Annotated in this window: 1 protein-coding gene; it reads left to right on the top strand. The window is 64.0% G+C overall.

Features of this window, described 5'->3' with window-relative positions:
- Nucleotides 1-236: hypothetical protein (locus Q4528_RS16095; protein ID WP_303522771.1), on the top strand; the 236-nt coding region annotated here is incomplete at both ends.

The following is a 236-nucleotide window of genomic DNA, read 5'->3' as shown; positions in this document are numbered from 1 at the left end:
GAAGACATCCTGACGCTGGGGGCCTTTATTGCCGGGCGCATGTTTGATCGACCGGTCGCCGTGCTGCGCCTGTCACGCGAAAGCTATGATCGCCTGGCAGAACACCCCAGCGCAACAATCCAAGGGGACAGTATCATCGCCGGGGATCTGACGCTGGCATTGACGCCGCTGGACGGCAGCGCGCTGTGTATGTCGGACGCGGACAAGGCCATGCTGGCGGGCGACAAGGGCGAGGC

The organism is Staphylococcus pasteuri, assembly GCF_030547725.1.
GTDB lineage: Bacteria > Bacillota > Bacilli > Staphylococcales > Staphylococcaceae > Staphylococcus > Staphylococcus pasteuri.
This window is presented reverse-complemented; position numbering and strand designations above follow the sequence as displayed.